General features: G+C 69.6%; 23 protein-coding genes and 1 pseudogene. 12 read left to right on the top strand and 12 right to left on the bottom strand.

Annotation, left to right across the window (positions count from 1 at the left end; translation table 11 throughout):
- Positions 1-131 precede the first annotated feature (131 nt).
- Both BLV96_RS43370 and BLV96_RS43365 read left to right on the top strand, forming a co-directional pair.
- On the top strand, positions 132-605 hold the full coding sequence (locus BLV96_RS43370; RefSeq protein ID WP_086678230.1) for a cupin domain-containing protein: 474 nt from the start codon (positions 132-134) through the stop codon (positions 603-605).
- On the top strand, positions 598-1374 hold the full coding sequence (locus BLV96_RS43365) for an alpha/beta fold hydrolase (protein WP_086678229.1): 777 nt from the start codon (positions 598-600) through the stop codon (positions 1372-1374). Before BLV96_RS43370 ends, BLV96_RS43365 begins: the two co-directional genes overlap by 8 nt.
- Before the next feature lie 251 nt (positions 1375-1625).
- Here BLV96_RS43365 and BLV96_RS43355 read toward each other — a convergent pair whose 3' ends face one another.
- From BLV96_RS43355 to BLV96_RS43335, 5 genes are all read right to left on the bottom strand, one after another.
- Positions 1626-2183 (bottom strand): hypothetical protein, encoded by a 558-nt coding sequence (locus BLV96_RS43355; protein WP_086678227.1) that lies wholly within the window; start codon positions 2181-2183, stop codon positions 1626-1628.
- On the bottom strand, positions 2180-2683 hold the full coding sequence (locus BLV96_RS43350) for a SigE family RNA polymerase sigma factor (protein WP_425266217.1): 504 nt from the start codon (positions 2681-2683) through the stop codon (positions 2180-2182). The genes BLV96_RS43355 and BLV96_RS43350 overlap by 4 nt, the downstream gene beginning before the upstream one ends.
- A gap of 292 nt (positions 2684-2975) precedes the next feature.
- A complete protein-coding gene (locus BLV96_RS43345) occupies positions 2976-3242 on the bottom strand; it encodes a PRC-barrel domain-containing protein (protein ID WP_086678225.1) in 267 nt (88 codons plus the stop codon).
- On the bottom strand, positions 3229-3621 hold the full coding sequence (locus BLV96_RS43340) for a hypothetical protein (RefSeq protein WP_086678224.1): 393 nt from the start codon (positions 3619-3621) through the stop codon (positions 3229-3231). The genes BLV96_RS43345 and BLV96_RS43340 overlap by 14 nt, the downstream gene beginning before the upstream one ends.
- A complete protein-coding gene (locus tag BLV96_RS43335; RefSeq protein WP_244180923.1) occupies positions 3618-3974 on the bottom strand; it encodes a divalent metal cation transporter in 357 nt (118 codons plus the stop codon). Before BLV96_RS43335 ends, BLV96_RS43340 begins: the two co-directional genes overlap by 4 nt.
- A gap of 390 nt (positions 3975-4364) precedes the next feature.
- On the opposite strand from BLV96_RS43335, the gene BLV96_RS43330 reads away from it, so the two are divergent.
- The 5 genes from BLV96_RS43330 (at position 4365) to BLV96_RS43310 (ending at position 7175) form a co-directional block, all read left to right on the top strand.
- Positions 4365-4724: an STAS domain-containing protein gene (locus tag BLV96_RS43330; RefSeq protein ID WP_086678223.1), complete on the top strand. Its 360-nt coding sequence runs from the start codon at positions 4365-4367 to the stop codon at positions 4722-4724.
- Entirely contained in the window at positions 4721-5167 is a 447-nt protein-coding gene (locus BLV96_RS43325; protein WP_244180915.1) for an ATP-binding protein, read from the top strand. Before BLV96_RS43330 ends, BLV96_RS43325 begins: the two co-directional genes overlap by 4 nt.
- A gap of 499 nt (positions 5168-5666) precedes the next feature.
- Positions 5667-6041 carry an STAS domain-containing protein gene (locus BLV96_RS43320; RefSeq protein ID WP_086678222.1) on the top strand — a complete coding sequence of 125 codons (375 nt, stop codon included), beginning with the start codon at positions 5667-5669 and terminating at the stop codon, positions 6039-6041.
- 290 nt (positions 6042-6331) lie between these two features.
- Positions 6332-6643 (top strand): ANTAR domain-containing protein, encoded by a 312-nt coding sequence (locus BLV96_RS43315; protein WP_086678221.1) that lies wholly within the window; start codon positions 6332-6334, stop codon positions 6641-6643.
- Positions 6644-6761: 118 nt separating this feature from the next.
- Complete coding sequence (locus BLV96_RS43310; protein WP_244180914.1) at positions 6762-7175, top strand: ATP-binding protein; 414 nt, start codon at positions 6762-6764, stop codon at positions 7173-7175.
- Positions 7176-7236: 61 nt separating this feature from the next.
- Here BLV96_RS43310 and BLV96_RS43305 read toward each other — a convergent pair whose 3' ends face one another.
- From BLV96_RS43305 to BLV96_RS43290, 4 genes are all read right to left on the bottom strand, one after another.
- Positions 7237-7665, bottom strand: coding sequence for an STAS domain-containing protein (locus BLV96_RS43305; protein ID WP_086678219.1), 429 nt, complete (start codon positions 7663-7665; stop codon positions 7237-7239).
- Between the two features lie 140 nt (positions 7666-7805).
- Positions 7806-8063: a YrhK family protein gene (locus tag BLV96_RS43300; RefSeq protein WP_086678218.1), complete on the bottom strand. Its 258-nt coding sequence runs from the start codon at positions 8061-8063 to the stop codon at positions 7806-7808.
- A 661-nt stretch (positions 8064-8724) separates the two neighbouring features.
- Entirely contained in the window at positions 8725-11673 is a 2949-nt protein-coding gene (locus tag BLV96_RS43295; protein WP_086678217.1) for a trypsin-like serine protease, read from the bottom strand.
- A gap of 136 nt (positions 11674-11809) precedes the next feature.
- On the bottom strand, positions 11810-12694 hold the full coding sequence (locus BLV96_RS43290) for an XRE family transcriptional regulator (RefSeq protein ID WP_143051115.1): 885 nt from the start codon (positions 12692-12694) through the stop codon (positions 11810-11812).
- 137 nt (positions 12695-12831) lie between these two features.
- Here BLV96_RS43290 and BLV96_RS43285 point away from each other — a divergent pair, with 137 nt between their 5' ends.
- The 3 genes from BLV96_RS43285 (at position 12832) to BLV96_RS43275 (ending at position 14946) form a co-directional block, all read left to right on the top strand.
- Positions 12832-13719, top strand: coding sequence for a hypothetical protein (locus BLV96_RS43285; RefSeq protein ID WP_086678215.1), 888 nt, complete (start codon positions 12832-12834; stop codon positions 13717-13719).
- A gap of 79 nt (positions 13720-13798) precedes the next feature.
- The gene (locus tag BLV96_RS51385) at positions 13799-14245 is read left to right on the top strand and encodes a CHAP domain-containing protein (RefSeq protein WP_086678214.1); all 447 of its coding nucleotides are present in this window, start codon (positions 13799-13801) and stop codon (positions 14243-14245) included.
- A 200-nt stretch (positions 14246-14445) separates the two neighbouring features.
- Entirely contained in the window at positions 14446-14946 is a 501-nt protein-coding gene (locus BLV96_RS43275; RefSeq protein ID WP_086678213.1) for a poly(ethylene terephthalate) hydrolase family protein, read from the top strand.
- Positions 14947-15884: 938 nt separating this feature from the next.
- Here BLV96_RS43275 and BLV96_RS50125 read toward each other — a convergent pair.
- Both BLV96_RS50125 and BLV96_RS43270 read right to left on the bottom strand, forming a co-directional pair.
- Positions 15885-16061, bottom strand: a complete 177-nt coding sequence (locus BLV96_RS50125; RefSeq protein ID WP_158104170.1) for a hypothetical protein — start codon at positions 16059-16061, stop codon at positions 15885-15887.
- Between the two features lie 254 nt (positions 16062-16315).
- Positions 16316-16540, bottom strand: a complete 225-nt coding sequence (locus BLV96_RS43270) for a type 2 periplasmic-binding domain-containing protein (RefSeq protein ID WP_086678212.1) — start codon at positions 16538-16540, stop codon at positions 16316-16318.
- A gap of 504 nt (positions 16541-17044) precedes the next feature.
- On the opposite strand from BLV96_RS43270, the pseudogene BLV96_RS51600 reads away from it, so the two are divergent.
- A pseudogene (locus BLV96_RS51600) lies at positions 17045-17182 on the top strand (DUF2637 domain-containing protein); the annotation flags it as partial.
- Positions 17183-17401: 219 nt separating this feature from the next.
- Here BLV96_RS51600 and BLV96_RS43265 read toward each other — a convergent pair.
- Positions 17402-18526: a hypothetical protein gene (locus BLV96_RS43265; protein WP_086678211.1), complete on the bottom strand. Its 1125-nt coding sequence runs from the start codon at positions 18524-18526 to the stop codon at positions 17402-17404.
- A gap of 129 nt (positions 18527-18655) precedes the next feature.
- Between BLV96_RS43265 and BLV96_RS43260 the strand changes: the two genes are divergently transcribed.
- Positions 18656-21394 (top strand): NB-ARC domain-containing protein, encoded by a 2739-nt coding sequence (locus BLV96_RS43260; protein WP_086678210.1) that lies wholly within the window; start codon positions 18656-18658, stop codon positions 21392-21394.
- Positions 21395-21399 lie beyond the last annotated feature (5 nt).

Genomic DNA, 21399 nt, shown 5'->3' with positions numbered 1-21399 from the left:
GTTCTCCCGGCGCTCGCGTCCGATTCTCCCTCGGGCCCGCCGCCGTCCGCCGGACCACTAGTGAGAGTCTACTTGCGCGAGTGAACTCTCGTAAGTAGGTTGGTGTCGGATCCCCGGACTAGGAGCGCGGCATGGCGGACGTATCGGTCGTCGGACCGGATGACGGCGAGTCGATCGGCATCGGCACCACGAGGGTGCGGATCCTGGAGGACGGCAGCACCACCGAACACCGGCTCGGCATGGCGGAGATCGTCGTCGCCCCGCACACCGCCGGGCCGCCGCAGCACCGCCACGCCCAGCACGACGAAGGCTTCTACGTCGTGTCCGGCCGGGTGACCTTCACCGTCGGCACACGCGAGCACCACGCGACGGCGGGCACGCTCGTGATGGTCCCGCCCGGGGCGCCGCACACCTTCGCGAACCCCGGCGACGAGCCCGCGGTCATGCTGAACACCTTCACCCCGGACCTGTACGTCAACTACTTCCGGGACCTGCGCGACCTGATCGCCGGCGGCCGCACGCCGACACCCGAAGCGCTGACCGAGGTCATGCGCGCCTACGCCACCGAGCCCGTCCCCAACCCCCAGGAGCACACCCATGACTGACATCCAGCACGTCGACCTCGAAGATTCCGGCCCGGTCGACGTCACCTACACCGAGTACGGCACCGGCCGCCCGCTCCTGCTCCTGCACGGCGGCGCGGGGCCGGCGTCGGTGACTGCGTTCGCCGAGCGCCTAGCCGCGGACGGTTTCCAGGTGCTCGTGCCGGTCCACCCCGGTTTCGAGGGCACTGAGCGGCCGGAAGCCTTGACGACCATGAGCGGGCTTGCCCAGCTGTACTCCACGCTGTTGGACGAGCTGGACCTGTCCGGCGTCACGGTGGTCGGCAATTCGATCGGCGGGTGGATCACCGCGGAGCTGGCGCTGCTGGGTTCCCCGCGGGTCGCCGGGGTGGTGCTGGTCGACGCGGTCGGCCTGGACCTCCCGCAGGCGCCGATCGCGGACTTCTTCAGCCTCACGATGGACCAGGTGGCCGAGCTGAGCTACGCGAACCCGGACGCGTTCCGCATCGACCCGGCAACGTTGCCACCACAGCGCCAGGCGGCGATGGCCGCCAACCGAGCGGCTTTGCAGGTCTACGGCGGCACGACAATGGCCGACCCGACGTTGCTCGGCCGCCTGCCGGCCGCAACGACGCCGGCGTTGGTGGTGTGGGGCCGCGCGGACCGGATCGTGCCACCCGAGCACGGCAAGGCGTACAGCGATGCCTTGCCGGACGCGAAGTTCGTCGTGATCGAGGATGCCGGGCACCTGCCGCAGCTGGAAACGCCGGAGAAGCTGCACGCCCTCGTCACCGAATTCGCCAAGTCTTAAAGGAACGCGCCCACGGCGACCGCACCGGCGCACGTGACGCCGGTCCGGCTGCGGGCGACGCTCGACAAAACGAGCCCGGCGGTTCCCCAGATGTCCGCGGTCGTGCTGCCGTTGTCGCAGCCCGACTTGTCCGAGGAGCCGCTCTGTTCGGCCGGCCGGTATTGCTCCAGGATTGTCCGAAAGCTCAGTGCAGGGTGGTCTGGCATTGGTCATTGCCATCAGAGGTTTCGTTCGGCGTCCCGGTCAGCGGATCACAGCTGCGCGACCGGCAGGCCGAGCTCCGCGCACGTGTTCGCGGTGCCCGGGAACACTCCCACGGCACCTTCGGTAGCGCCGACGGCCTTCGAAGTGAGGACGCACGCGACGAGCTGCGGGATCCGGTAGGAGGTGGCTCCTGGTTGACGCGGCTGGAAGTCGTAGACGTTCGACTGCCAGCTGTCGACGCAGATCTGCATGATGTCGGCGGTGAGGTCGACGCGACCGTCCCGGCCGCCGACGCCGATCGCGATGTGCTGGTTCGGTGCGGTGCTGCCGATGTCGGCGGTGCGGTAGCAGTAGCCGATCTGCCGCTCGGTCGGCGCGAGCGGGCTGCCCGGGGCGGCAGAGTCGACGGCGCTGTGACCGCCGGCGACGACCATCACACCAACGGAAATTCCTGCAACGCCGACCAAAGCGGCAGCGACGCCGAGCAGCGCCTGGCGCCGCCGGCGAGCCTGACCTCGGGACTCGAGAGCGTCGAGGTCCAGCTGCAACGGTGGTTCGTCGGCGCCGAGTGCCCGGACCAGCAGGTCCTTTTCTTCGGTGGTCATCGGGTGCTCCCCTTGGCCGGGCCGGTCGCGGGTTCGCCGAGCAGCTGCCGGAGTGTGGTGAGACCGCGCGCGGTCTGCGATCGCACGGTGCCTTCGGAGATGCGCAGCACCTTCGCGACTTCAGTGCTCGTGAGGTCGCTGAAGTACCGCAGCACCAGGACCGCACGCTGCCGTGGCGGCACCTGCTGCAGGGCGGCGCGGACGTCGAGTGCGTCCGCGTGCTCCGCGCTCGCGGCAGGTGTGTCCGGTAGTTCGTGGCGCAGCTCGGCGCGGCGGTAGGGGCGGCGGGACTCGTCGATCGCCAGCCGGGCGATGACCCGGCGGGCGTAGGAATCGACGCCGCCAGGGTCGATGCGCTGCCAGCGTGTGTAGAGACGCAGCAACGCCGTCTGCACGAGGTCTTCGGCCAGCGCCCAGTCACCGCACATCAGGAACGCTTCCCGCCGCCAGATGACGGCACGGTCCTGTGCGATCTGGCTGAACTCCCATCGATCGGCCACGATCACCCCTCTCACCGGTACATACGAGACCACACCGGCAGACCGTTGCATGATCGCCCCAACCTGCATGAAACCACCCGACCGGAGCCTGCAGTGGCGCTGACGATCGCCCTGCTGAATTCCGGCCCGGCCGCAGCGCAGACCTCACCGAACCCGTGCGAGCCGTACCCGACCTGCTTGTGGATCCACGGCAACCAGGCAGCTCCGCCGAAGCCGGACCCGGACGCGCCGCCCACATGTTCCACGGCACAAATCGCCAGGTCCGCAGGGGCTGATCTCACCGACCGAGGATTCACGTCCGCGTCAAGCGGACGTCGTCCCAGGAAACCTCGCGCAGGTCGCGGTGCACCCACCTGGCGATGCGGTCGATGAGCCACGGCCGGCTCATCTCGTCCCGCTCGTAGCCGAGCAGCCGGACGCGCCGGTTCGGCGCGACCAGCACGGCCCGGATGACCGGTGCGCCGGCAGGGTCGACGCCGGCGATGAGGTCGGCGATGCGGCCGAGCCGCCGCCCCTCCGCGTCGTAGGCGGTCGCGCCCAGCAGGTCACTTGCGCGCATCGCGGGCTCCCGGAATCCGGCCGATCAGGTGGTCGCGCAGCCAGGTCTCCAGCGGCGGTTCGCTGAGGACTTCCCCGCGCAGCGACAAGGTGATGTGGCTGCCCACCTCGGTCACGTGCTCGAACGGGATCCGCAGCGGCGCAGGAGTCTCTTCGGCACGCAGCCGCGTCGCGACCGCCGCGAGCCAGTGCCCGAACCGGCCGCCGATCCGCCGGCCGAGCGCGACCTGCCCGGCCAGCAACGCGACGACCCCCAGCCGGCCGTCCTCGCCGACGGCGAGCTCGACGTCGTCGACCTTGCCGACTTTGGCGCCGGCGAGGTCGAGGATCTGGCGGTCGAGGAGGTGGAAGTCGATCCGCAGCGGGTCGGGTGTGGTCATTGGCCGGCTCCCGTGATGATCATCAGGGGGATCGCGGCGACCGCCGCGACGAGGATGACGCCGAGGTAGCCGACGCCGAGGATGTTGCGGACCCGGCCGTTGACCTGGTCGCCGAGGTACGCGCGGTCGTTGGCGACCACGAGGATCGGCAGGTAGGTCAGCGGCAGCACCACCGCCGACAGCAGCAGCGTGTATTCGGTGAGCTGCACCGGATCGATGGTCGTCAGCAGCAGTGCGGCGCCGAGGACGACGCTGGCGAGGACGACGGTGTGGAACCGGGCGGCCCGCCGCGGGGCGACGCGCTTGCCCCACTCCCAGCCGAAGTACTGGGCGACGGTGTAGCCGGAGGACAGCCCGGTTTCCAGCGCGGCGCCGAACGTCGCGGCGAACCACCGCGGCCAGTACGAGGACGGCCACTCCGCTCCCCGCCGCGATCTTCACCGCTCGGCGCGTCATCGGATCACCGTAGTGCCGGCGATACGGCTGGAAAATCCGCATCTATTCTCCTTGCAAACGATGCGTGATCGCTTCGATCACGGGCGCGCTCGGCCTCACCCCGAGCCGCCCGCCGCGCCGAAACCAGCGGCTGGCTCTGAGCTTTCAAGAGCGCGGGTCAGCGTGATCAGCGCTCCGGGTAACGGCCTGGATTCGCCCTCAAGAGTGACGTAGTCCCCAAATCTTCACGTTTGACCAGTGTCGCTATCGGGAAAGCCCTTGCCGGGGCGGTGTCGGAAGGAGCGCGCGTGACCGGTCGGGTCCCCCCTCAGGATCTGTTGCGAGTGACGACGCACCAATCGGACGACGCGCTCGTCCTGCAAGTCGACGGTGAACTCGACCTGCTCAGCGCTCCGGTCCTGGACGCCGCGGTCGCTGCTGCTCTCGAGAGTGAGCTGAAGCTGCTGGTCATCGATCTGACCGGGGTGACTTTCCTCGCGTCCATCGGTATGACGATCCTGCTCAGGGCACACCGGGGTGCCGGCCTGACCGCGGGCATCCGGGTCGTGGCTGCCGAGGGCGGTACGGTCGCTCGCGCTCTCGAGCTGACCGGTTTGTCGGAGGCGTTGAACGTCGTCCCGACCCGGGCCGACGCGCTCGCACGGTGACCGTCGACGTGCTCGATCCACCTCCTCGAGGCTCGGCGGCAGAAGGGCAGCGGTCGGACGCGGACTTTCACCGCAGGGCCGTTCCCGCCACCCCGCAGCAGCTGGCGACGCTCCGCGAACAGCTCGATGGGTGGGCTCTGCGCTCCGGGCTTAGCTCGGAGACGCATGAGGCGCTGCAGCTGGCGGTCTACGAGGCGATGGCCAACGTCGTCGTACACGCGTACCGGAGCGCGGCCGGCGTCCTCGACCTGCTGGCATCGATTCGCGGCGACAGCGTCGTCGTCATCGTGGCCGATCGCGGTCGGTGGCAACCCGCCGCCCGGCCGGGCCCGTTGCACGGGCGCGGGCTCCCGCTGATCCGTGCCCTCTCCGCGACTGCCGTGATCGAGGCGACCGCGGCGGGGACCACGGTCACCATGACCTTCAGCCGCGGAAAGCCTTGATCGGCTTCGATGTGCTGACGCAGTTGTTCGAGCGCTTTTGCCAACAGGCGTGACACCGCGCGATGTGCTCGGTGATCAGCCGGTCTCGCAGCTCGGCGCGGAGCTGGGCTCGGACAACCATTACGAGTGAGTACCCACGATCGTGTTGATTGCACAGGGCGTCGAGCAGCCCAGCCTGGTGGGCCGACGGGGTTATGGGCCGGTCGGCGCGTGGTGGCGCCGGGCGGTCTGCCGCTTGGCGCGCGCCATCTCCATCAATTAGGCGGGTTTCGGCGGTAGCCAGCCGAGCTGCTTGGCGGTGCCTCCGGTCGGCCTCGGAAGCGTCGATGAGGACATCATCGAATTTGTCGGACGCCCCAGAGCGCCTCGAGTTCCTGGCCGAAAACGAACGCTTCCGCGCACTTGAGAAAGTTTTCCTCTCCACGAGAGCACGGAAAGTAGTTGCGACAAACCTCCATCGGATACAACTGCCTGGCGTCGCGAAGGGCATAGTGAGCGGGTGACCTTTTCCGAATCAGCGGCCGAGGGCCCTCGCGTTGGAGGATCAGCCGTTTCCGCGTCGAGCCGACGCGTCGACGGGGCCTTGGTTTTGTCGATCGGAGGAGATATCGACCTGGCAGGCGCGCCCCGGCTGCGTCCCGCGATCGAGGTTGCCCTGGCCCAGCAGGCTGCGATCTTGATCGTCGATCTGACCGAGGTGTCCTTTTTGTCGTCGTCCGGGATCGGTGCGCTTGTCGATATTCGGCGGCGCGCCGGCGAAGGCACCGCGGTGCGGGTGGTGGCCACCCCGGTCGCGGCGCGGCCGATTTCTCTCACTGCTGTCAACCAGCTCATGCCGGTGTTCGGCACGCTGGCCGAGGCAATCCGGGGTTGACGCGATGCTCGGAGCGGGTTGCTGCGCTCGGCACTGGCACACGACCGTGTCGCACAGCGACATGAAGAAGCCGCTCGCCGCGAGGACGCTACAGCGCCCGAGCACCGGCCCAAGGCTGAGGCGCACCGGTCCGGCGCGGATGCCGATCGTCGCGATGCCGCCGGTATCAGGACGGCTGGTGTGCATCAGCGTCCCGTGTAGCTGCGGAATGCCCACGATGCCCACTCGTGCGGGCTCGTACCGAGCACCCGGCCGCCTTTGCCTGGTGTCGGCAGGCGATGTGCCGGGATATGGACGTGGAACATGATCCTGACCGAAGATCCGGCGAGCGTGCCGATCCGGTGGCCGAGAACGAGCAGTTGCGCGAGGCGTTGTCGACCCAGCCGTCGATCGAGCAGGCCAAAGGCATGCTGATGCTGCTGCGCCGCTGGACCGCCGCGGAGGCGTTCGAGGCGCTGGTCGTCGTGTCGCAGCACACCAATGTCAAGCTGCACGACGTCGCCACCGTCGTCGTGTCCGCCGGCAGCCGCGCCGAGGGCGGACTCGACGATTCGGAAGTCGATCGTCGGCAGCGCCTCGGTCTGGTAACACCTCGTCGATGACAGGCGATTACTGAACGCGACCATCTCCGATTGAGCGCCTGCATCGCGGGTAGCCCTCGCGGACAGGCCGCACTCGTGTGTGGGGGAGCACGGTGGCGGAGGGAGTCGTGACGTGCAGGTGAGCTGGGATGACACAGGTCAACCGGGGTGGCACATCCTCGGCCTGCGGGGAACCGAGCCCGCGGATCTTGCCCACGCGCGCCAGTGGGTGCACGACCGGCTCGACGCGCTCGCCGAAGCCCACCGGGCCGACGTCCTGCTTGTGGTCAATGAGCTGCTTGAGAACGCCTACGTGCACGCCGGCGGGCCCCGCGAGCTACGGGTTCACCACACCGGCGACGCGTGCGAGGTGACCGTCGCGGTCGCCGACTCAGGAAGCGGAAAGCCGCGGACGCGGGTTCCCGGTGCCCCCGGTGGTAGCGGCTTGGCGCTCGTCGAGCAGCTCAGCGCCGCGTGGGGCGTGAGCCACCACGACGACGGCAAGCTTGTCTGGGCGCGTGTCGGGTGCCCGCGGGACGAAGCCGGCTACTGAGCGGTGGGTTGTCCGGGGATGATGCGGGGTCGCGGCTGCGCGGGTAGGTGTCCGACGCAGCTCAGGACGTCGGTTCGGAGTCGCGCAACCGCGCCACCAAGGACAACCATTCGAGGGCCTCGGCGCGATCTTGGTGGATCGGGAGAATGCGGCCCAGCCGGAGCAGCTCGATCGGCCGGAGGATCGCGCGGTGCGTGGCGATGACCGCTGACGGGATCCCGCGGGCGTGCGCGGTGGTGACGGCTTCGAGCAGGACGGCCAGCGCACCGGCGGAGCAGAACGTGACGTCGGTGAGGTCGAGGACGAGCGCGGCGGGGGACAACCGCAGCTCGGTGGTCACCCGTTCGTGCAGCGGCGTCGTCACCGACAGGTCGAGTTCACCCCTGACGGCGACAGTGGCGTGCTCGCAAGTGGTGGTGACGGTGATCCGCGCGAGCGCGCCGTGGCCGGTGTCGAGGTCGTCATGCCTGGCGGCAGCGGGGGTGAACATGAAGCCTCCTCGTCGACGCGGGAAGGCGGGGTACAGCCTTCCCACGCGGCCGGACTGCGGGTGAACGGGCCGGGGCGGGTGCGGTGGCGGCTGCGGTTTCAACCGTGGTGCACCGTGGTACTGCCCAGCCGGTCCCGGGTTCAACCGGCCGCGCGGGACGGCTCTTGCGGCCGGGCGCCGGGTGCGCCGTTGAGGCGGTGGCGTTCCCAGGTGTAGAAGGCCTGGCCGATGGCGCCGAGCATCATCCCGAACGAGCCGATGATGAACAGCCAGATCGCGAGCGTTTCGGTGGTGTGCCAGATGAACAGGACGCTGCCGACGAAGAAGATCACGTTTCCGATCACGCCGATGGCGAGGTGGATGGCCGGGAACTCCCGGACGAAAAACCGGACGGTCACGGCAGCAGTCTCCTTCCGCAGGGCGAACACGATCTCCCGGCCGCGTACCCGGCGAGGCGCGCCGGTACACAGTTACACGACACAATAGTTCGAGTGGACAACTAATCCGGGTAGGTCCTCAGGAGGCACGTCTGGATGCGGACGATGTCCGGGGTAGAGCGATCCTAGTTAACGTCAAGGAAGAGCGAAGCGCTTCTCGCACAGGGTGTGCTGCAGGTCGCCGTGCTCGTCGACGCGGTTGAGGACGTCATCGGCGGTGAACACATGAATTCACCGGTCTGCCCACCACGGTCGCTCTCGGAATTCGCCGGCACGACGGGTCCTCGGTGGGACGCGAGCCGGACGGCCGGAGCTGCTGTTGGTCGCTGCAGTGCGCGTCGAGTGGGGTGAGCCACCGCGTCTGCTTCGCCAGCTCGACGAGGTAATCGAACAGTGGGACTCGGTAAGGCCCGATGAGAGCTGCGAGCTGGTGCCACACCGCTCCGGCGGCCTCTCGCAGGACGGCGGAGCGTACGGCTGCCGGTTGGGATGGCCGCGGCCTCAGTGCGTCGTCTCCTTCACTCAGGCCTAGGCCTGGTTCGAAGGTGACGACGGGCAGTGCCGAGAGTGGGCGGCGGTGCCACCCCGTCCCCGGGGGTGGCACCGCCTGATCAGGAGAGACTCAGCCGAACACGAACCAGAAGAACGCCGCAGTGGCCTTCCTGCCCGCCGAGTCCGTTACCGTCACGGTGACCTGTCGGCTGTCGGCCCGGGTCGGGGTGCCCGAGATGACTCCGGTGGCCGGGTTGAGGCTCAATCCGGGTGCCAATGCGGTCGAGGCCCACTTGTACCCGCCGGAACCGCCGGTGGCCTGCAACGGCAGGTTCACCGCCTGGCCGGTCCAGCTGCTCTGGTTGCCCGGGTTGGCCAGCTTGAGGTCGGCGTTCTGGCCGCCGGTGACCGTCAGGCTGTAGTGCGTCGTCTGGGTCGACTTCGCGCTCTTGCCGGAAATCGTCACGTCGTACGTTCCGGCCGGGGTGCTCGCGCTCGTCGAGATCGTGAGCGTCGCGTGGCCGCCGACGTCCACGCTCGCCGGGGTGAACGCCGTCGTCGCGCCCGAAGGCAGGCCCGTCGCGGTCAGCGCGATGGCGCCGGCCGGGGTGTCTCCGCCGGGCAGGTGCGGGGCGATGTCCGCCGCGTACGTGGACACCCGGGCGTAGACCGCGTACCAGTCGCACCCGGTCGACATCCACGAGAACACGCCCACGACCGCGTTGCCGACCAGGTACGGGCCGCCGCTGTCGCCGACGCACGCACCCGCGTGGTGGTCGGCGTAGCCGGTGCACAGCATCGCCGGTGTCTTGTACTGCTCCTGCCCGTGCGGGTCGGTGAACCGGCCCTTGCACGCGCTGTCCGCCGCGACCGGGACGTCGGCCTGGCGCAACACATTGCTGTAAGTGTTGGCGCCCGTCTCACCCCAGCCGATCGAGATACCCCGCGTCCCGGCCGCTTCCAGGCTCGGGTCCGTGTTGAGCTTCGGGTACGTCATTCCGGCGGGCACCGGCATGTCCTTGTCGAGGGTGACGACCGCGATGTCCGCCCCGGCGCTCCAGTCCGTGTAGGCCGGGTGGACCCACTGGGACGCGATTTCGGCGGTGGTGCCGGTGTTCTGCGTCAGGTCGTCGGCGCCGTAGACGAACCACTTGTGGCCCGGCTTCTCCAGCAGGCAGTGCGCGGCCAGCAGCACGGTGTGCGGCCCGAACAGCGTGGCCGTGCAGGACTGCTGTCCCGGGAACGCCGAGCCCTCGCGCCGCATCGAGATGATGAACGGGTGCGCGGCCGTCGTCGTCGGCGAACCCCCGACCACACTCGGGGACGCGCCGGCCGGAGCGGCGGCGGTGACCGTCGTGCTCACCGAACTGCCCGCGGCCACGCTGCCGGAGGACGGCGAGGCGGACAGCGTGAAGTCCTGTGCCGGGGGCGGGGTGTCGCCGCCGCCGAGCAGCTTCGCGCCCAGCGCGTCGGCCTTCGGGGAGCCCCAGCCGGTGCACAGGTCGTAGCCGGTGCCCGCGTTGTAGGTGCCGTTGCCGCCGGAGGTGACGTCGTGGAACGTCGAGGCGTAGTCCGCCGAACCGGCGATCTTGTAGATGTCCGGGTTCAGCTGCCCGAGCCGGGACTTCCCGCCGCCGAGCGACTTCTGGTTCAGCATCGCCACGTATCCCGCCCACAGCGGCGAGGACAGGCTGGTGCCGCCGACATCCTGCCAACCACCGTTCATGTACACCGACAACGCGCCGGCGCCGTAGTCGGCCACGAGCGAAACGTCCGGCACCGAGCGATACTGGTTGGTGCCGGGCTGCCAGTCCGGCCGCGGGTAGATCTTCGAGTACGCGCCGCCGGAGCGGGTGTTGCCGCTGCCGCCCTGGTTCCAGCACGTCTCCGACTGCCAGGTGCCCGCGCTGTCGGAGGTGCGCAGCTGGGTGCCGCCGACGCCGGTGAACAGCGGGTCGCTGGCCGGGAAGTCGGCCTGGATGGTCTTGTTGTCGCCCTGGTAGCCGCAGCCGGTGGCGCCCCAGTCGCCGGACGCCGAAAGCATCGTGACGCCCTGGGCGGCGAGCTGCGTGTACGAGTCGTGCGACGCCGCGATCGGGTCGGCTTCGCAGATTTCGCCGTTGAGCCACGAGCCGGAGAGGATGGTGATCCTGTTGTCCGACGCGATCTTCGCCATCTCGTGCACCCACGCCTGGTCGCTGTTGGGCGCGGAGTAGACGATCTGCTTGGCCTTCGGGGCCGTGGCGGCCACGGCCTGGATGTCGAGGGTGACCTCCAGCTGGTCGCTGCCGGGGTTCGGCACGCCGCCGTCGACCTTCACCAGCTCCGGGGTGACGGCGGGCTGCTTGAAGTACTGCGTCCAGGCGTCGATGTCCGACTGCTTGAAGGTGTCGAACTCGATCAGCCCGACCGTCTCCCCCGAGCCGTCGTACGAGCCGGACAGCCCGCTCATGCTGTAGGCGGTGCGCAGCTGCGCCGGGGTGTACCCGCCGGCCGGCCCGGCCGGACCCGCGGGGGAACCAGCCCGGTGCGCGGCCGCCCGGTTGGTCAGGCCCGTGACCCCGCGGACGACGGCGGCGATGTCGGCCGGCACCGCGGCGGGCTTGGTGGCGTTGAAGAAGCGCTCGCCGGTGGCCGAGCGGAAGCCGGAAAGCGTGGTGGTGAAAGCACTTTCGACCTGGCTCGGAGTGCCGGACGCGGTGACGACCTGGCGGTTGCCCGTGACGTCACCGACCCGAAGTCCCTTGCCCGTCAGGTAGTTCCGCACGAGTTCGACCGCCCCGGCGGTGGGCCCGAAGCGCTCGGTGTACTCCGCGGCGCTCAGATACCGGTGGTACAGCGGGGATCCCGGGTCGGCCGTGGCGACGACGTACCGTTCGGCTCCCGCTGCGTCCCGGGGTTTCAGCGCGACGGAGACGGTGACGTTTCCGGGGATCGCCGAGCTGTCCGCGCCGGCGCCGGCCGGGATGGCGGGGGCCGTACCCAACGGCACCAACGGGGGTGGCCCGGCCGAGGCCGGCGGTGGGGAGATGACCGCTGTCGCCAGGAAAACGGCGGCGAGCAGAGCTGGTTTTCTCATGTGCTGCTCCGGAGATGTGAGGAGGAATACAGCACTACGGACCGTAAGAAGCGGCTTCCCGATTTGCCAGGAGAAGTGACGACCACACTGCGCCGGAGAGATATCCGCTGCTCAACTGGCCGTGTTCACAGAATTGCTACCACACCCACTCGACACCGATGATTCCCGCTCCGACATCCCGGGCTGCCACGGCCACGACCCTGCTGTCCGTCAGACGCAGCCGCTCCACCTTCCGGCGTGGGGCCGCGAGATCACGCCGCTCGAAACGTTCAACGCTCCGCGGGACCGTCCGGCCGAACTGAACCTGACACGTGTAAATAGAAGCCGGCCGGGTCAGCCTGCGGTGGTAGCCGAGTACAGGCCGGCCACGCGAGAAGACGAGCTCGTACTCCACGGCGGCGACGTCTCCGGCGGCCAGCTCCCGGTCGAAGAACAGCTCGGCCACCAGCAGGCCACCGCCCGCGTCCTTGCGGACCCGGCCCGCGCGGCAGCAGAACACCGCGGCAAAGCGCGGCGGCGGCCGGGTGATGTCCTCGGTCTGGTAGTACACCGGCATCCGGGTGACGCCGTCCGTGGTGGCCTCGCAGACCACCCGCACCCGTAGCAGTCGCTCCTGGTGTTCGTCGTCGACGACGAGTTCGTCGTGCACCGACCTCAGCCGGACGTCGTCCTCGGGCGGGAGGTCGAATTCGAGCGCCGTCGGCCGCACGGAGGGCCACAACCGGCGCCGCTCCAGCAGCGGCGTCCGGCTCCCCTGACGAAGGCACCGCTGCTCTTGCGGCCCGAGCAACGACGTGAGGGCGCCGATGGGCAGCCCGAGCACCTGCTCGAGCTCGACGACCGCGCGCAGCGACGTCTCGCGCTCGGGTTTGGACCGTCCCATCCGCCAGTACACCAAGGCGCTGCGCGAGACCGACACCCCGCGCGCGGCGAGGTGTTCGCGGACCCGGTCCAGAGTCAGCCCCGCGTCGCTGATCGCGGCGTCGAGGGCTGCCGCGAACGTTTCACGGGACGAAGACACGGCGCCCACTGTGACGCCCGCAAGTCCGGCCGACCACCGCCGTTCGTCGGAAATCGAGTTCACATCGTGAGAAGCGCTGCCAAGGAGCAGGACTTTCGTCGGTTCCGCAGCCTCCTGCTCCTGATCATGCTGGACGGGTGAACCGGCCGTCGCCGGGCTCGTTCGCGGTCACGCTGGACGCCGCGATCGACGAATCCGGGTTGTCTCTCGAACGGCTCCAGCACCACCTCGCCGCCCGCGGGGTACGGCTCTCGCGCTCGGCGCTGTCCTACTGGCGGCGCGGACGGTCCCAGCCGGAACGCGACACGTCGATGGTCGCCGTCACGCAACTGGAATCCGTGCTCGGCCTCGAAGCCGGGACGTTGACCTCGCAGCTCGGCCCCAAAGCGCCTCGCGGGCGCTGGCTCGGCGAGCCCGCCTGCCGGATCGAGCGCCGCCGGCTGTGGCCGCAGTTGCGGGCCCTCTCCGGCGAGCTGAAGCCACCGCCGGACGGCCAGCTGTCGTTCTGGTCGATCCACGACCGCATGCTGCTCGACGAGCACGGGGCCGAGCGCGCCCTGCAGGTCCGGATGGTCGCCGAAGCCACCGTCGACGGCGTCGACCGGCTGATGAGCTACTACCAGGCCGACTCGTCCCTGACCGCCGATCCCTGCTACCACTACGTCCGCTCGGCGCGGCTGGGGCAGGTCTGTGTGGACCGCGCGACCGGGATGGTCGCCGGTGAGCTGCGCCTCGCGCAACCGCTCACGTTGGGCGCGGTGACCGTGGTGGAGTACGAGCTCCGCTTCCCGCCCGGGCCCCCGATCGACCACTACCACCGCCGGTTCACCCGGCCGATCGCAGAATACGTCTGCCAGGTGAGCTTCGGCCCGCGAGTGCCGCGCAACGTCCGCTCCTTCGAGCAGCGGGGACTGGGCGGCCCCGAGCACCCCGGCCGCCCGTTGTCGGCCGGGGGCACGCACGCGGCGACCCTCGCGCTGCGCGACGTCCGTCCTGGCATCTGTGGCACTGGTTGGCAGTGGTGACGGCAATTCTGTGAACAACTGACGCCGACCAGGGCGTTCGTTCCACCGTCGACCCGTCGTTCGCACACCGTCCCGTGCCTTGCTCACCCTCGCCGCCACCTTCGCCTTCGCGATCAGCGGCACCGCCACCGCGACCGCCGCCCCCACGGCCGGCCACGACACGCAGCGGACGTCGATGGCCGCCGAATTCGGCACGATCCCCGCTGCCGCGACCGCCTCGACCATCGGCGACATCTACCCCGCGAAGTGGCGCAACGTCCCGCAGGACTCCGTCGTCGACGACTGGAACATGTACAACCGCGAGTGCGTCTCGTGGGCCGCCTTCACCATCGCCCGCCACGGCGAGAGCGCGAACAACTACGGCGACGCGAAGTACTGGGACGACAACGCCCGCAACCACGGCTACCGCGTCGACAACAAACCCACCGCCGGCTCCATCGCCCAAACCGACAACGGCTGCTACGGCCACTACCTCGTCCACGACGTCAGCACGTCCTCTTTCCGCTACATCCACTTCTACAACTGATTCGGAGCTGACGTGCGTACTGTGGGCCGAAGGCTCCTGCTCGCGACAACAGCGTTGACTGTTGCCGTTGCCCTCACCCCGCAATCCGCCAAAGCTGCCGGCGACGCCGCCCACACCCTCTACTACCCCGCCGACATCGGCTCGAGCCCCGCCAAGCACTCGCGGCGGCGAACACCGGGCAGTCGGGCTCCGGTAAAGAAATGCTCGACGGCGCCAAGTACTCGATCGCCGAGAACACGCGCTCGGGAAGCGTTTTCCAGGCCCACATCGACACGGCCGAGGTCGCGGCGGCCGGGTACTCCCAGGGCGGGGGTGGCGCCATCGCCGCCGGTGCCGACCCGCTGGTGAAGACGACGATCCCGATCATGCCCGGCCCGCAGGGCACGGAAAAGGCCCTGCACGGCCCGGCGTTCTACGTCTCCGGCCAAGCCGACATCATCGTGCCCGCGTTCTACGTGCGGGCGCGCTTCACGGCGACCAGCCAGGTTCCGGCGGTTTACGGCCAGCTCGCCGGAGCCACGCACTTCCTGCAGGGCGACACCCGTTACCGGCTGCTCGGCGCGATCACCGCCTGGCTGCAGTACCACCTGACCGGTGACCAGGCGGCGAAGAACGTTTTCCACGGTCCGAATCCCGACCTGCGGCGGGACACCGCCGCATGGTCGGCCTTCGATCGCAACAGCAAAGCCGACGGCGTCTGAAAGCGTCTTGCTCAAGACGGCTGCCACAACCTGACCTGCGATGCAAAACCGAAGATGGGCTCTGGCCGGCGAATGCGCGGTGCGCCTGCGGGCAATCGGCAGCCAGAGCACCATCGACCCAGCCGAGCAGCCATCGACCGAATCGCACGTCGCCCTTCCCAGTGGGGGCGCGTCACCGGGAACTGCATCCCGAGGGACGACCGCATCCAGTCCGCCGGACGGCCTCAATTTCCGCAGCAGGACGGGAGCGCCGGCGTCCAAGCCGATTCAACTGGACCGTGGCATGTACCCGGGCGGCTTCATGATCGACGTCGGCTGCTCGACGGGTGTTGCTGTGGCAACGGTGCCGGTTGGCTAGCTCGGCGAGTACTCACTGCTCCTAGGTGTGCCAGTCGACTCTCCGGGCCCCCATGCATTACATGGTCAGCACGGGCCATGGGGGGCCGAGGGAGTAGTGGCCATGGGCAGGGTGGTGCACGTGTGCGTAGTGGTGCAACCCGGCATCGAGATCGGTCACGGCGTCCGGATCGGAGAGCGGCGTGGCGGGTGCCGGGTCGAGGCTGGGATTCTGGAGCGCTTCGTCGCAGCGCTGACCGTGCGTCGAGGTGCTGCTGCATGCAGCAGCTCAGCCAAAGCCCTGCCGCGGTCCGGGCCTCATCCCGCTCGCTGTGCCGTGCTGTGGTGGGGTCGCAGGTACGGAGGTAGGCCTCGACTGCTGAGCCTGCGTGGCCGAGCAGCACCACCTCGACGCTTGAGAGCTGCCCGGCACCAGGCGGACTCGGTGACGCGTCCGGGAGACGTTCCCCGGACACTGCCGGGCGTCCGCACATCCAGCAGACGCCGCCTGTGGCCGGAACTCGCCGAATCCCCACTTCGCGGGGTGCGGCCGCGCTCATGCCCGATATCGTCTCGCCGATCGGTTGCAGCTACTGCTGTGATCACCTGATCGAGCGTTCGCTGGTCGCGGCCGACGGGCCGATCCCGTAGGCGCCCTTGACTCGGGACAAGGACATCGTGCCACCGGCAACGGGCTGCGGCGCCGATTCGGAAGCCAGCCTGGGCAGGTTGGCGATTTTGCTCGGCTTCGCGGCGGCGACGATCGCGTTCGGCGGCACTGCGGGCGAGCTGCCGATCGCGTGTCGCCAACCGGCATCGTGTCGAGCGCTGATCTGCAGGCCGAGGGGGGAGATCGGCCGCTGTCACACCCCAGGTACAACGCTGAAGCGAGATCGCGGCGTATCGAGCCGCGCGACAATCGGTGTTTCGAGCGCAGGGCGGATCACTTCCGGCCGTCGTCTCGACCGCTGATCTTGACCGTGCGGCGTTCGTCGGGATCTTGCGTGCCCAAGCTCGACGCGTGGCGGCTCGGTCAACCCGCCTGGGCGACGACGCTGGCGGTCGGCCAAGTGTCGTCCTCGACCAGCGTTCGGGTCACCCGGACGAGCTCGGTGGCCGCGACCTCGGCAGCGGGCGGGATGCGGCCGGCTCGCGGCAAGGCCAGGACAATGGTGCGGGAGACCGCCGGATCGGCGATCGGGCCGCCCTGGAGCCGCCCGGCTGTCACGTCTTCGGCGACCCCGGCGGCGGGGAGCACGCTCCAGCCCTGACCGACGGCTACACGAACGTTGCCATGGAGGTCGCCGACGACGCGGCCCGGAAGCTGGCCGGTGCAATCCCGCGGCGCGCGTTGCACCCGGCTTGCGCTCTCGGGCTCCCCTCGGGCTCGCAGAAGACCACAGTGGACAGAGAGGAAGCGGAAGAAATGTTTCCAGATACCACAAAACCCCCGGCCGAAGAGAATCAGACCTGGGGTGGTGGAGGGTGCGCCATCAGGGACTCGAACCCCGAACCCGCTGGTTAAGAGTGGTGATCTTGATGTGTCGGATGGTATCGACTGATGCCGGCCAAGGTCGTTTTCCTCGGTCGTGGGGTGGCTGCGGTGTCGGCCTGTGTCGCGGTCCGTCGTCGCGTCCGTGCGCTCTCGGGCTCCCCTCGGGCTCGCAAGTGCCAAGCCGTGTCGTCCGGTCCAGGCCGCCAACGGCGACCCGTTCGCCGAGGCCGAGGCGGCTCTCGAGCAGATAGATGTGGCGGTGTGGCCGTGCGGCGGGTCGGGGAGTGGCTTGCTCAAGACCTTGCCCTGTCCATCCAATGCGTCTGCACAGGTCTGGTCGCACTCGGTGCGGCGTACGCCTCGTATCGCCATGGATGTGAGTTCGCACTCCGCTTCGGTGCGGAACCGGCGCCGTCCATCGGCATTTCACGGTGCAGGATCGGCTGGGCCCATCAACGCCACCTGCAGGTGAGGGGCGTTGATGGGCCGGGCTTTCAGCAGATAGCGGCGGGAGCCGGATTCGACTCGGCCACCTGGCCGAGTCGAACGCGGTCGCCGGTGCCGCCGCCTTCGCGGGCACGGTTGACGAGCCGGCGGATGAGGGACATGGACGATCTCCTTTGTTTAATGAGCGGGCGAGCCGGTGAGCCGCATCAGGCGGAAGCAGTGCCTGCGCAGCAGCGAGGTGGACTGGCCGGGGGCGGACGTGAGCCGGCGCGCGATCCGGGCGGTGGGGCGCGGCTTCCAGCGTAACTGGGACGCCAGGGGAAAAGCCGGATCCAAGATCGTTCCGTAGTCTGCGACGGCCTCGCCCAGCGAGCCGGCGACCGGCTTCGGAACGGGGTTGGCCAGGTACAGCGGTTTACCCGTCGCGGCGGCGCGGGCTGTGTCGTGACCATGGTCGCCCACGATGAAGTCGGCGGCTGCGGCGAGTTCTTGCCAACCGTGCCCGGGTGGCAGGAACTCCACCCGTTCGCGTACCGTCCGTCCGGCCCAAGCAAGCAGCTGCCGCCGGCCGTGCCGCGTCCACACCTCCGCGTCGAGGCGGCAGACCAGGCGGACTTCCCGGGCCGGCAGTTCCGAGGCGAGCCGCCGGAGAAGAGCGGGGCTCCGGCCGAGGAGCGACTCCGGTCCGCGGGCCGACAGCACGAGGCCCAGCTTTCGGCCGCCGACGGTCCGGACCCGGTTGCGGCAGGCGTCGGACAGCTCGTCGTACCCGGGGTCGCCGACGACCACCGCGTGCCGGCCCGCTTGCGGTGCGATGGCCCGGAGCCGGGTCATCGCACGGAGATGCGGAAGACCGATGAGCGTTGGTTCGGTGAGGCTCGATCGTCGATCGAGCAGCCGGGTGAGCGCGGTGACGCAGCATCGGCCGTGCTGGTCGACTATCTCGCCGTCCACCGAGACTTCGGGGAGCAGCAGCAGCGCGCCGTTCGGCCGGCCGGCTCCCGCCGGTGCCGCGGCGATCACCAAGTCGAACCGTTCGCGGACCGCACGCTCCCACGGTGTGGTGAGCGCACCGATCGTGGCAAGGAAGTCCCCGATGGGCACCTCGGCCGGACCCGGCGGCCGGGTGAAGACGACCTGGAGCCCCGGCACTTCTTCGATCGCCCGCACCGCCGTGTACAGGCGTTCGGCCGACGCCACGCTGTGCACCACCACCAGCACGACGCGCCGCACATCGCAGGTGGGGGTGCCGTACCCCGCCGTCCACCAGGGGGTGAAGTCCGCTGGAAACGGAGATCCCATAATCGCCTCCTCGAAGGGTGTTCCGAACGATGCCAACGTCCCGGTCGGGCGTTGCGGAACCCGTTGCGAAAGGCGTTGCGACCCGATCGGGCGAGGACGGCCCGCCGCCGGTCTGGTTGACTGAGAGTCATGGACGAACCTGCGGTCGACCTGCGGATTCTCGGCAAGGTGCGGCTGCGGGTGAACGACCGTGAGGTACGTCTGGAACCTCGACAGGCGATCGTGCTCGCGATCATCGCCGCGGCGGGCGGCAAGATCACCACGGACGACCTGTCCGCACGGCTCGGGGTGAACGCCGAGACGACGCGGTCGCACCGCGCCCGGATCCGGAAGGGCGCGGGCGTAGACCTGGTGACGTCCCAGAACGCGACCCTGCGGCTGGCTGTCGCGCCGGAAGCGGTCGACCTGTGGCGGTTCCGCACTGCACTCCGCAGCGGGGCCGGCCGACCTTCGCATGTGAAGCTGTCGCTGTTGCGCGAAGCCGTCGCCCTGTGGGCCGGCGCTCCGTTGAGCGGACTGGACTCGCGTTGGGTCCAGGACGACGTGACGAAGCTGAGCGGCGAAGGGCGCCGGGCGTTTCTCGAGCTGATCGAGCTCGCCACCGACGCGGAGGGCCCTGAGGGCGCGGTGGGGCACGCGATGCGAGCCGGCGAGCTTTTCCCCGACGACGACAAGATCCGGATCGCGCTCTGGCGGACGTGGTCCCTGAACGGGCAGACGACCGAGATCACCGAGGATTGCCGTCGGCGCGCGGCGCTGCCGGTGAAATTCGGTTCACCTGCGCGCGGGCAACTGCGCAAGGAAGCCGAAGCCCTGATCGCCCGGGCTCGGCAGACGTCGGCGGCGCTCCCGGAACGAAGGCCGTATTCGTTGCCGGCGGTGCGATCGGCGGTGTATGGCCGAGCAGCCGAACTGGAGCTCCTCGACACCCTCACCGAGGCCGGCGGAGTCCGGGTTGTCACGGTCTGCGGCCTCGGCGGTCTGGGCAAGACGGAACTGGTGGTCCAGTGGGGACACCGCGTCGCCGGGAAGTTCCCCGACGGGGTCCTCTTCGCCGACCTGGGGGGCTTCTCCCCGTCCGGTCCGGCTCGGCCCGAGGCCGTGCTCGCGGACTTCGCGAAGCAGCTGGGGATCACCGCCGGCGGCTGGTCCGGTGCTGCCTTGTCCGCGGCCTACCGCACGGCGGCGAACAACCGCGCGATCCTGGTCGTCCTCGACAACGTGCGTGACCATCGGCACGCGGCGGACCTCGTGGCCGCGGGGGAGCGCAGCTGCACGGTCATCACGACGCGGGCGGCCGTGGCCTTGCCGGCGGTGGCGGCGGGGCACGTGCTGACCCTGGCCCCGATCAGTGCCGAGGCCAGTCTGGAAGTCCTGCGCGACGCCATCGGCCCGGAGCGGATCACGGCGGAACCGTTCGCGGCGGCAAAGCTGATGGCGGCGTGCGGAGGAGTACCGCTGGCGGTCCGGCTGGTCGTGGCGCAGGCGCGGCTGAACCCGGGCACCGGCCTGGACGGCCTGTTGGCCCGGCTGTGTTCGGCTTCGGCTGTGCTCGGCGTGAAACCCGGAGGAGAGAGCGAAGTGCGTGACTCACTTGCGTTGTCGTACGCGCCGTTGTCCGCGGCAGCGGCCCGGGTGCTCCAGGTCGGCGCGCTTCACCCCGGGCCCGAGATCGGCCTCGACGTCATCCCGTTCCTGTCCGGGTTGCCGTTGCCCGCCGCCCTGGACGCGGTGGACGAGCTCTTGCGGGGCAGCCTGCTCGATCCGTTGCCCGGGAACCGGTTCCGCCTCCACGACCTGGTCCGTGCCTTCGCGCGGGAACGTGCGGACGAAGAGCTGCCGGCCGCGGAATCCGCGGCGGTCCGCAACCGGCTGCTGAGCTGGCTGCTGGCTGCCGCACGGTTGTGCGATGCGGCTCTTCGCTCCGGCCGGGGCCTGCCGGACGACCTCTCGGCGGCCGAGGGTGCGCCGCTGCCCGCCCCGGCCGACGAAGGCGACGGGCGCCGATGGTTCGAGCAGGAGCATGAAACCCTGCTCGCTGTGCTGGACTCGCCGGATTTCCGGCCGTACGCGGAATATCGATGGCGGCTGCCGCTTGCGCTGTGCTGTTACCACACCCGCAACGGCCCTTGGCTCACCGCGGAGCGCCTGCTGGCTTCGGCCGCGGAGATCACCAAGGAGGAACTGCCGGAACCCGACCGTACGCGGTACCAGGCGGTGTGCCATCGGGTGCTGGGCAACATCCAGCGGAAGCTGCGGAAGTTCGGCCTCGCGGAGCACAACCTGGCTTTGTCGATCACGCTGGCGGAGCGGGCCGACGCACCTTTGGACCAGGCGAACGGGCACCAGCAGCTGAGTGTCCTGCAGGAAGATCAGGGCAACTGGGCGGCCGCGCGGGACCACGCGACGATCGCCGGGTCTCTGTACGAAGTGCTCGCCGACGACCGCGGAGTGGCGGCGACGCTGCCCACCGAAATCCACTGCCACCTCGAGCTCGGAGACCCGGCGCTGGCTCTCGAGCGCGCACCGTTCGCCCTCGAGCTGATGACGCGGGCAAGCACACCGTACAACCGCGGGGCACTGCACCGCGTCCTGATGGACTGTCATATGAGGCTGGCGCAACCCGCCGAAGCGGTCACCCACGGGGAGGCCGCCCGCGCTTGTTACGCCGAGTCCGGGGCACCGACCAACGAGGTCCGGGTGCTGGCCGGGCTGGCCGACGCGTACGCCGCAGCGGGACGGCCCGAGGACGAGCTACGCGCGCTACGGGACTTCGCCGCCTGTTACGACCGGTTGCGGCAACGAGAACCCGAAGACCGGAAGCTGTACACCGCGGTGAAGACCCGCTTGGCCGCGCTGGGCGCCTGAACCCG

The sequence above is a fragment of the Amycolatopsis pretoriensis genome, assembly GCF_900107925.1.
Lineage (GTDB): Bacteria > Actinomycetota > Actinomycetes > Mycobacteriales > Pseudonocardiaceae > Amycolatopsis > Amycolatopsis pretoriensis.
The sequence above is the reverse complement of the archived record's forward strand: the minus strand, read 5'-3'. Positions and strand labels throughout refer to the sequence as shown.

What these genes read in the sequence shown, in the direction of transcription:
- BLV96_RS43370 (WP_086678230.1), top strand. Translation starts at nt 132, where the DNA reads ATGGCGGACGTATCGGTCGTCGGACCGGATGACGGCGAGTCGATCGGC.
- BLV96_RS43365 (WP_086678229.1), top strand. Translation starts at nt 598, where the DNA reads ATGACTGACATCCAGCACGTCGACCTCGAAGATTCCGGCCCGGTCGAC.
- BLV96_RS43355 (WP_086678227.1), bottom strand. Translation starts at nt 2,183, where the DNA reads ATGACCACCGAAGAAAAGGACCTGCTGGTCCGGGCACTCGGCGCCGAC.
- BLV96_RS43345 (WP_086678225.1), bottom strand. Translation starts at nt 3,242, where the DNA reads ATGCGCGCAAGTGACCTGCTGGGCGCGACCGCCTACGACGCGGAGGGG.
- BLV96_RS43340 (WP_086678224.1), bottom strand. Translation starts at nt 3,621, where the DNA reads ATGACCACACCCGACCCGCTGCGGATCGACTTCCACCTCCTCGACCGC.
- BLV96_RS43315 (WP_086678221.1), top strand. Translation starts at nt 6,332, where the DNA reads ATGGACGTGGAACATGATCCTGACCGAAGATCCGGCGAGCGTGCCGAT.
- BLV96_RS43305 (WP_086678219.1), bottom strand. Translation starts at nt 7,665, where the DNA reads ATGTTCACCCCCGCTGCCGCCAGGCATGACGACCTCGACACCGGCCAC.
- BLV96_RS43295 (WP_086678217.1), bottom strand. Translation starts at nt 11,673, where the DNA reads ATGAGAAAACCAGCTCTGCTCGCCGCCGTTTTCCTGGCGACAGCGGTC.
- BLV96_RS43275 (WP_086678213.1), top strand. Translation starts at nt 14,446, where the DNA reads ATGCTCGACGGCGCCAAGTACTCGATCGCCGAGAACACGCGCTCGGGA.
- BLV96_RS43265 (WP_086678211.1), bottom strand. Translation starts at nt 18,526, where the DNA reads ATGGGATCTCCGTTTCCAGCGGACTTCACCCCCTGGTGGACGGCGGGG.
- BLV96_RS43260 (WP_086678210.1), top strand. Translation starts at nt 18,656, where the DNA reads ATGGACGAACCTGCGGTCGACCTGCGGATTCTCGGCAAGGTGCGGCTG.